We start from the raw sequence: 7,067 nt of genomic DNA on the forward strand, positions 1-7,067 counted from the left end.
TCGCCGACAGCGACAGGGTCAAAAGCCTCTGCTATCAGCCCTGGGTCCAGCAGGTCATTTCGTAGGTTCGCCGGTATCAGGCAAGGCCCCGGCCTGGGTGGTCGTGGTGATGCTGGTCATCGGCCCGGCCTCACTCGTTCCAGTTCCCATGCGGGAACAGCCAGTTGCCCCCGGTGCCGTGCTGTCGCCACTCGTTGCCCCGATGGCCGCTGTGCAGGTTGGTGGGCGGATTGGTGCCCTCCACGCGGGAGACCTTGGCTTCCTCCCCGGAACCGTCCCGGATGGCGAAGAACAGGTCGTCCCATTCCGGGCCGGAAACGCGGCGCATGGTCACGGGGTCGCGCCTCGGACCTGACCTATGAACGCTCGGATGGCAATGATTTCGGCCTGAAGGTCGATCTGAACGTGGTGCGCAGCCAGCAATTCGACAACGATCTGATGAACCAATACGGCTTTCTGGGGGCGACAGCCGGCGCGGTGACCGGTGCCGTGGTCGGCGGAATGAAGGGCGATGCCGCTTTCGGAACGGGGGCGGGCCTGGCGGTCGGCGCGACGTTGGGAACCCTGATCGGCTATTTCACCACCGACAGCGTCTATGTGGTGATCACCGAGGCGACCTTCGCGGTACGCCGCAATGCCTCGAAACCCCGTCGGGTGGTGACCTTCGACGGCAGCCCCCGCGTCGAGGAATGGGAAGAAAGCGGCTATGGCTCGTTCCATTCCACCGACCGGGTCGTGATCGCCAATTACGGCGGCGGCCGCAATGTCGGGCAGACCGAGATCGCCAACGATATCCGTGACCGCCAGATCCGTTCGTTGATCAGCCTGATCTGATCAGTTCTTCATTGACACCGTATGCATCAGGGGAGTGTCTCCAGAACGGTTTCTCGTTATGGCCGTCAGAAGTCAAACCTCGATTGGAGCGGGTGGGGGCGATTTTCGGATATTGATTTGCTGGTATTCATTACGGCCGATCCGCACCTCCCACCGGTTCCCAGTTTTGTCCCCTACGGCACGCCAGCGCTGATTTTTCAATTAAAAAGCAGGCACTTAACTCACGAGCATCCGCTCGTGTTACCCATGCCTGTACCCCATACTGTTACCCAATTTGGAAAGCCCAAAAGCCCGCCCGATTATCGAGCGGGCTTTGTTGTGTTCGCAGACGCGATTGCAGCGCCCTGGAATGGGCAAAGCGACCGCCGAAAAGGGCAACGTCGCCCTTTGTTCCATGGACGACGAGAGCCTGTACGGCAAGGAACTGCACGTCATCACCTTCAGCGAAGCCGTCCAGGCGAAGCTGCTGGTGGATTACAAGGTGGTCGTCCTGGCCATGGACGAAGCCCATGTCAGCCGAACCCTGCAAAACCTGCTGAAAGACGACGATAAGCAGATCAAGGTCGAGGACGCCGCCAAGATCGTTGGCTGTTGGAAGGCGCTGAGCAAGCAGGACACCCGCGAAGCCCTGGTGGACGACCATTCCCCCATGCGTCGCGCCGTGGCGTTCTGCCAAGTGATCGAAATGCAGAACGGCGGCAAGACCCACAAGGTCAGTTCCAAGAAGATCGACCAGATGTTCGCGCGGGTGGTCGAGGAATACAAAGCCAACAACACGGATGACAGCGGGACCGCCGCCACCTTGCGGTGCGAGACCTCACACATCGACGGCGGCATGGACATGTTCGTCGCCCTGGCCTTGGCGGTATGCAAGACGATTCTGGGGGTAATGAGCGGCAGCATGGCGCTTCAGGCGCATTCGCTGCATTCCTTAGGAGACTTTCTGACCAAGGGCATCAATCTTGCCAGCGCGAAGCTTTCCAGCCGTCAAGTCGGGACGGATCTTGGCGCCCGCCGAGTTGGGCTAGTGCCTATGAGGTCGATGGTTGGGAGAGTCGCTTGAATGCCGCGTCCTGAGAGTCGGCCGAGCGGCGCTCCTCCAGGGCTTCACTGGTGACCTCCAGCCTATTGGTCGCCACAGTCGTCATGGGCGATCTCGCTGCCCCGGACAGCTCATCCAGCGTGTGATCCATGGCCGCCAAGGACAGCACATTCTGCCATCCAGTTTTGAGCAGCTCGAGCAGATCGACGGATAATGCGGAATATCCGCCGAGCATGATGATGAGGTTGTCGAACTCCGACATCTTATAGAAGGTCTTCGATGACACTCCCAATGCTGCCGAGACGGTTCCGTCAACGATTCTCGATGATTCACTGACCGTCCGCTCCAGGCCGCCGACCAGAATGCCGAACGACATCTGGCTGACCGTTCCCATGATCTCGCTATACTTGCTTTTGAAGTAGGCGGACGTCTCTCCGGTATCCTGGCAATAGCCGTGAATCAGCCCCATGAGGTTCATCAGGCGGTTGAAGTGTTCGCCTATCTTTGCCTTGGCGTCTCCTGCCGACGGAGCGCGGAGAAGAGCCTGAAGCTCCTGGGAGATGCGCAGAGCTTCCTGAACCACCTGGATGCGGCGGCTGGATGGCGGCAGGCCCTTGTCGGCACTGCCTTCTTTGGGGGGGGCTGGGGTGCCATTGGCACGAGAGGGCGCTTCTCCGGACATGTCTCCCGGCGGTGGCGTTTCAGGCTGCGCGCGGGGTGGCGGCTGACTGGGGGCTTTGTCGGCCTTGGTGGCGGCCCTGCTGCCGCCTGCTATATCTGTCGAGCGTCGGCGCGGCCCGCTGTAGTTCGGAAGGTCATGGCGGCGGCGATCGGGGCCGATATAGGCTTCCGATTTTATGAATTCCCGAGTATCGCCGAGAAGGCCGGAGACCGCCTTCAGCATCCCCCGTAAGGTGAGAGGAAAGGTGGTGAACCCGGATGCGCCCGCATTCCGGGCCTGGGTCAGCTGCTCGTTATTCCAGCCTTCGGTAACGCATAGGAACGGAACCGCGCGACCCCTGCCGGGCAATTCGTGCCGGATATATTTCAGAAGTTCCAGGTAGCCAAGGCCGTCCTCGGCCCAGATAACGATGTCGATCATGGTATAGCGCAACTGCAGACTGGCGTGCTCTACCGTGTCGGTCTCGTGAACCGTACCGATGCCAATCTGACTCAGGATATCGGCCAGCAGGCGACGTTTTTTCTTTTCCGATGCTATCAGAAGGCACGCGATACTCTTGAATGAGGGAAGCGTCAGCATGCGGCCTGTGTACCAGTTGGATTAATTTTTGCCGAGGTGGCGCGGAAAAGTTGAAAGTCGCCAATTTCGGGGTCTTGACATCCTGCTGTGCGAGCCAATGGTTGTTCACCCAATCCTATTCATTGTTGGGAGAGGAGTCTATGCTGTATAGTTTATGGGGCTCGTCTCATTGCTTGTCGGTGGACCTCAATGCGAAGCGCTAATGACCTGAGGCCGGAGTTCCTTTCGGTCATTGGTAGAGTTCCAAGTGATTTTGATGCCCGAAGCGAGCATATTGAATGAAGCCATTTTCTGCTTGTCGGGGACTGATTGGAATTGCCGATGGCGGTCTGCGGCTGGTGCTGCGGGAGCTGCTGCTTGGCGTCAAGATGCTCGAGCTCGAATTCCTGGCGGATGTGGGGGGAGTCGTCCATGCCATCCGGGCAAGTCATCAGGCTTTCGACCTGATCATAATCCAAAATGATTTGCCTGGGGGGGGGAGTTCGGCTGTCGCTCGTTGCGTCCGCTGGGATATGTCCGCTCAGTTCAATAATCTACCGATCATCAGCATCGGTAGGGGCTGGACCCATGAGATGCTGGCGGAGGTGCGGGACGCGGGGATCTGCGAAATCATCGCCATGCCAACCTCTCTCATGGCGGTGCAGGACAAGCTTGTTTCCGCCATGGACGGCAAGCGTCCCTTCCTGTCCACGGCCATGTATCGCGGTCGTTGCCGACGGCGGCGGTCCGGGAAGGGCTATCAGGGGCCATTTCGCCGGGCGGAGGACCGAATTGCCGAGCAGCTGAATTCAGCCGTCGAGAAATCCGAGCGAAGGGCGGTACGCCAAGAGCAGCAGGGGGGGGCTCTGCCTCTGGCGTCCCCGGCCCCACCTCCATCTTCAGGGGGGGCGCGAGCCTCGGTCAGTCCGGTCGACAATGACGTTGAGGAGGTGGGCGGAGACCGGCAGACCCGTGTGGTAATCGACAAGGCGTTCGTGACCGCGCGCCAGATCGAGCAGCTTCGGGCGCGGATTGCGGCGTCCGGTGGAGGTAAGGAGGTTGCTGCGATGCATCTGGTGGTGGCCGATACCGAGGAGCGTTTGATCAACCTCATGGCGCTGGTGCAGATGCGCGTCGAGCAGTATGGATGCTCTCCTTCGGATATCGAACGATTACGCGTCATCCGTAAATCGGTCGATGCAAGTGCTGTGTCACTTTTGCGGACACAGCTGTCCCGGCTGATTATATCCGGCGAAGCCGTGCTGTCGGGTCATGTCGGATTATCTTTCAATACTGGCGTCGCCATGCAGGCTCGGATGAGCCACGTCGACTTTCTGATCAATGTTGGGGGGGGGCTTGAAAACCTGGATAGCAGCTTGAGAGACGAGGTCGCCAAAGCTTATCATATAGTAAGCCAAGTAGCGCAGAAGGAGGCCGGGACCATGAGGCTGCGCCAGTTCGATGAAGCATCCTCGTCTGTACGGCCCCGCGCTTAACCCGACGGAAATTGCCCAATCGTTTCCGATTATGCCAGCGGTGGCGGATTGATGGCGTATGGCCACTTGCGGCGCTGCCTCGACTTCAACATACTCTGGCCCATGATCGGGCCGCAGGCGGGCTGGTCATCTGATTTCGGGATGGTGGTTGAAGGGGGGCGGTCTGCTGAAATGGCACGCGAGCAAGACGCAAGTCTGGCGGAGATCATTGATAAAATCCGCATCTTGCTGACGGGTGAGAATTCCTCGGCCAGCGAGCCAGAGTCAGTCGTCGATGACCTCTTATCCGCCCGAATTCAGCGGCTGACCGTTTTGGCCCAACAGGTGTTCGGCGACGAGGCCAAGGCCCAGTTTTGGCTGACAGAGCCGCAGCCGCATTTTCGAGGCAAGTCGATTCTGCAGCTTGCCTCTCGCGGGGACGTCGCCCGCCAGATCGAGGAGGCGATGCGCCGAATCGATGAGGAGCGGATTTTCCGCGACCCCCGAGGCTTGGAGCCATAGGGGGGGGTGAAGTTTTGCGGTCTCTCCATTATAGTCCGAGCCACACCGATTTCATCCGGGAATCGAGGGCGGTTCACCTGTTCGGAAAGCGGCCATGCTAACTGCGATCATTGCCGGTATCTTGCTGTTTCTGTTCGGGGTTCTCATCAAGGGCGTGTTCGCGCACGCCATGGTCATTCTCGTCGCTTGGCTGGCCAAGAACGGTCTGCTGCTGGCATTCCTGAGAACCCGCTTCGGTCAGCGGGTGGTTCGAAACGTGCGCTTCAAGACCTATAGCCAAGTCGGACCGGGAAGCGGGCGGCGGCGCGCCTATCATGTCTTCAAGCGCATGGCGGGGGCCGAGCGCGGAACCGTCCGAATTCTGATCCGGGTGAGGGATGGGATCGCCTTGATTCTTTGGGGGCCGAAAGCAGTAAGAAAACCGTCCTTTGCTCCGCGTTCCGGCACCACGGCCCGTATCGCCGCCTCTCCGGCGGCTCCGCCGATTCGGAAGCAATCGCCTCGACTCTGAGGGAGTGGGGACTGCGAAGTATGATTACATCAGCTTTCTGACATCAATCTCCAGGGCGTCGGCGTCGTCAGGGTTTCAATGCTGACTCCCGCTTTTGGGGCCAGGGCCTCGTGGGTCATGCCAGATATTCCCGATAGATATGAACCGGGCTTTGTCCCGCCATCAAGCGATCAACCACCACATGGGGAAAGAACTCCTGCGTACGATGGTCATGACATGGCCTCAAGCGTCGGACCGGCCTTCTGCAGAAGGCCGGTCCGACGCTTTTCGCTGAGCCGATAGCTGTCGCCACGGATGGTTATGACGTGGCTGTGGTGGAGCAGGCGATCGAGGATGGCGGTGGCCACCACGGGATCGCCGAACACCGTGCCCCATTCGCCGACCGAGCGGTCGCTGTCACCAGCATGGCGCCGCGCTCGTAGCGGCGCGACACCAGCTGGAAGAACAGGTGGGCGGCGACGAACAGCACCGAATGGTCCTGGCGGATCGCCTCGCGGCCCAGGCCGATGGCGAGATGCGACTTGCCGACGCCGGGCGGTCCCAGCAGCAGCAGCGACTCACCGTTGGCGACCCAGCGGCAAGTGGCCAGCTCGCGGATCTGACGGGGATCGACCGAGGGCTGGGCGGCGAAGTCGAAGCCATCGAGGTTGCGCACGCAGGGGAAATGGGCGATCTTCAGCCCATCTTGATGCGCCGTTCGTCCTTGCGTGCCACTTCGCGCTCGCACAGGAAGGCCAGCGCCTCGCGCAGCGTCATCTCGCGCCGCGCCGCCTCGTCCAGCAGGCTGTCGAGCTGGTCGCGGATGGCGGTGAGCTTGAGCCGGGACAGCATGCCAAGCAGGACGTCATGGTCGATGTCCATCACCAGCCTCCCCCGGCGATCTGCTCGTATTCGGCCAGGGGCCGCAGCAGCTCGGGCACCGGCGGCCCCATCTCCGCTGAGGGACCCTCCATCGACCGCACCGGCCGCCGCACCGCGCCGGCATGGCCGCCGGCGCCCTGGAAGTGGGCGGCCTCGACGATGCGCCCCTTGCGCCCAGCACTTTCGCCGTGCTCGGCGACCAGCCGACCGGCGTGGTGGATGCGGATTCGGCCGTCGGACAGCGTCATCGTCACGCTTTCGCCGATCAGCCGCCACGGCACCGAATAGGCGTTGGTGTCGATCTCGACGCTGCAATCGGGCTGCACTGATGGCGCTGGAGGTCGAAAGCCTGACCGGCGCTGGCCACGGCGAGCGCAACCCCGCCCAACGCCTTGTCCAGCGCAACGGTTACCGCGAGCGCGACTGGGAAACCCGGGCCGGGACGGTGTAATACCGGCGAACGCTCGATCTGACTCGGCGGGGCTTGCCAACCAGCGGCAACCATGAATCACTGGGGTTCCACCAGATACAGGGGGAACCATGTTCGGTAGGCTCAAGATATCGGAAAAGATGACGGCGGCG

Annotated in this window: 11 protein-coding genes and 1 pseudogene; 6 read left to right on the plus strand and 6 right to left on the minus strand. The window is 61.0% G+C overall.

Going from position 1 to position 7,067, the window contains the following annotated elements; genetic code table 11:
• Nucleotides 1–130 precede the first annotated feature (130 nt).
• Nucleotides 131–334 carry a hypothetical protein gene (locus A6A05_RS00915; protein ID WP_156520834.1) on the minus strand — a complete coding sequence of 68 codons (204 nt, stop codon included), beginning with the start codon at nt 332–334 and terminating at the stop codon, nt 131–133.
• Nucleotides 335–408: 74 nt separating this feature from the next.
• On the opposite strand from A6A05_RS00915, the gene A6A05_RS00920 reads away from it, so the two are divergent.
• Both A6A05_RS00920 and A6A05_RS21575 read left to right on the plus strand, forming a co-directional pair.
• Nucleotides 409–834, plus strand: a complete 426-nt coding sequence (locus tag A6A05_RS00920; RefSeq protein ID WP_068496569.1) for a glycine zipper domain-containing protein — start codon at nt 409–411, stop codon at nt 832–834.
• A 349-nt stretch (nt 835–1,183) separates the two neighbouring features.
• Nucleotides 1,184–1,897, plus strand: coding sequence for a cation efflux transmembrane domain-containing protein (locus A6A05_RS21575; protein ID WP_068496571.1), 714 nt, complete (start codon nt 1,184–1,186; stop codon nt 1,895–1,897).
• On the opposite strand, the gene A6A05_RS00930 is transcribed toward A6A05_RS21575, so the two are convergent.
• Nucleotides 1,866–3,137 carry a hypothetical protein gene (locus A6A05_RS00930; protein ID WP_245644115.1) on the minus strand — a complete coding sequence of 424 codons (1,272 nt, stop codon included), beginning with the start codon at nt 3,135–3,137 and terminating at the stop codon, nt 1,866–1,868. The two genes, A6A05_RS21575 and A6A05_RS00930, sit on opposite strands and share 32 nt — an antisense overlap.
• Nucleotides 3,138–3,415: 278 nt before the next feature.
• Between A6A05_RS00930 and A6A05_RS00935 the strand changes: the two genes are divergently transcribed.
• The 3 genes from A6A05_RS00935 to mamW all read left to right on the plus strand — a co-directional run bounded on the left by A6A05_RS00935 (nt 3,416) and on the right by mamW (nt 5,624).
• A complete protein-coding gene (locus A6A05_RS00935; RefSeq protein ID WP_068496572.1) occupies nt 3,416–4,612 on the plus strand; it encodes a chemotaxis protein CheY in 1,197 nt (398 codons plus the stop codon).
• 51 nt (nt 4,613–4,663) lie between these two features.
• Nucleotides 4,664–5,113 carry an MbcA/ParS/Xre antitoxin family protein gene (locus A6A05_RS00940; protein WP_245644117.1) on the plus strand — a complete coding sequence of 150 codons (450 nt, stop codon included), beginning with the start codon at nt 4,664–4,666 and terminating at the stop codon, nt 5,111–5,113.
• A 94-nt stretch (nt 5,114–5,207) separates the two neighbouring features.
• A complete protein-coding gene (gene mamW, locus A6A05_RS00945; RefSeq protein ID WP_245644118.1) occupies nt 5,208–5,624 on the plus strand; it encodes a magnetosome protein MamW in 417 nt (138 codons plus the stop codon).
• Between the two features lie 209 nt (nt 5,625–5,833).
• Here mamW and A6A05_RS22185 read toward each other — a convergent pair whose 3' ends face one another.
• Genes A6A05_RS22185 through A6A05_RS21155 form a run of 4 tightly spaced genes read right to left on the minus strand, consistent with a single transcriptional unit; the run spans nt 5,834 to nt 6,811 of the window.
• Nucleotides 5,834–5,989 carry an ATP-binding protein gene (locus A6A05_RS22185; RefSeq protein ID WP_342670002.1) on the minus strand — a complete coding sequence of 52 codons (156 nt, stop codon included), beginning with the start codon at nt 5,987–5,989 and terminating at the stop codon, nt 5,834–5,836.
• Nucleotides 5,923–6,279 (minus strand): ATP-binding protein, encoded by a 357-nt coding sequence (locus tag A6A05_RS22015; RefSeq protein WP_281193217.1) that lies wholly within the window; start codon nt 6,277–6,279, stop codon nt 5,923–5,925. The genes A6A05_RS22185 and A6A05_RS22015 overlap by 67 nt, the downstream gene beginning before the upstream one ends.
• Nucleotides 6,280–6,299: 20 nt before the next feature.
• Nucleotides 6,300–6,485 (minus strand): hypothetical protein, encoded by a 186-nt coding sequence (locus A6A05_RS22020; RefSeq protein WP_281193219.1) that lies wholly within the window; start codon nt 6,483–6,485, stop codon nt 6,300–6,302.
• The gene (locus A6A05_RS21155) at nt 6,485–6,811 is read right to left on the minus strand and encodes a Mu transposase domain-containing protein (protein WP_068496574.1); all 327 of its coding nucleotides are present in this window, start codon (nt 6,809–6,811) and stop codon (nt 6,485–6,487) included. Before A6A05_RS21155 ends, A6A05_RS22020 begins: the two co-directional genes overlap by 1 nt.
• Here A6A05_RS21155 and A6A05_RS20520 point away from each other — a divergent pair.
• A pseudogene (locus A6A05_RS20520) lies at nt 6,811–6,933 on the plus strand (transposase); the annotation flags it as partial. The gene A6A05_RS21155 and the pseudogene A6A05_RS20520 overlap by 1 nt on opposite strands.
• Nucleotides 6,934–7,067: the final 134 nt, after the last annotated feature.

This window comes from Magnetospirillum moscoviense, assembly GCF_001650635.1.
GTDB classification, from domain to species: domain Bacteria; phylum Pseudomonadota; class Alphaproteobacteria; order Rhodospirillales; family Magnetospirillaceae; genus Magnetospirillum; species Magnetospirillum moscoviense.

Excerpts from the sequence above, each read along its gene's own strand:
- mamW (WP_245644118.1), top strand. The coding sequence starts at position 5,208 with ATGCTAACTGCGATCATTGCCGGTATCTTGCTGTTTCTGTTCGGGGTT.
- A6A05_RS22020 (WP_281193219.1), bottom strand. The coding sequence starts at position 6,485 with ATGGACATCGACCATGACGTCCTGCTTGGCATGCTGTCCCGGCTCAAG.
- A6A05_RS00935 (WP_068496572.1), top strand. The coding sequence starts at position 3,416 with ATGAAGCCATTTTCTGCTTGTCGGGGACTGATTGGAATTGCCGATGGC.
- A6A05_RS00930 (WP_245644115.1), bottom strand. The coding sequence starts at position 3,137 with ATGCTGACGCTTCCCTCATTCAAGAGTATCGCGTGCCTTCTGATAGCA.
- A6A05_RS21575 (WP_068496571.1), top strand. The coding sequence starts at position 1,184 with ATGGGCAAAGCGACCGCCGAAAAGGGCAACGTCGCCCTTTGTTCCATG.
- A6A05_RS00940 (WP_245644117.1), top strand. The coding sequence starts at position 4,664 with ATGGCGTATGGCCACTTGCGGCGCTGCCTCGACTTCAACATACTCTGG.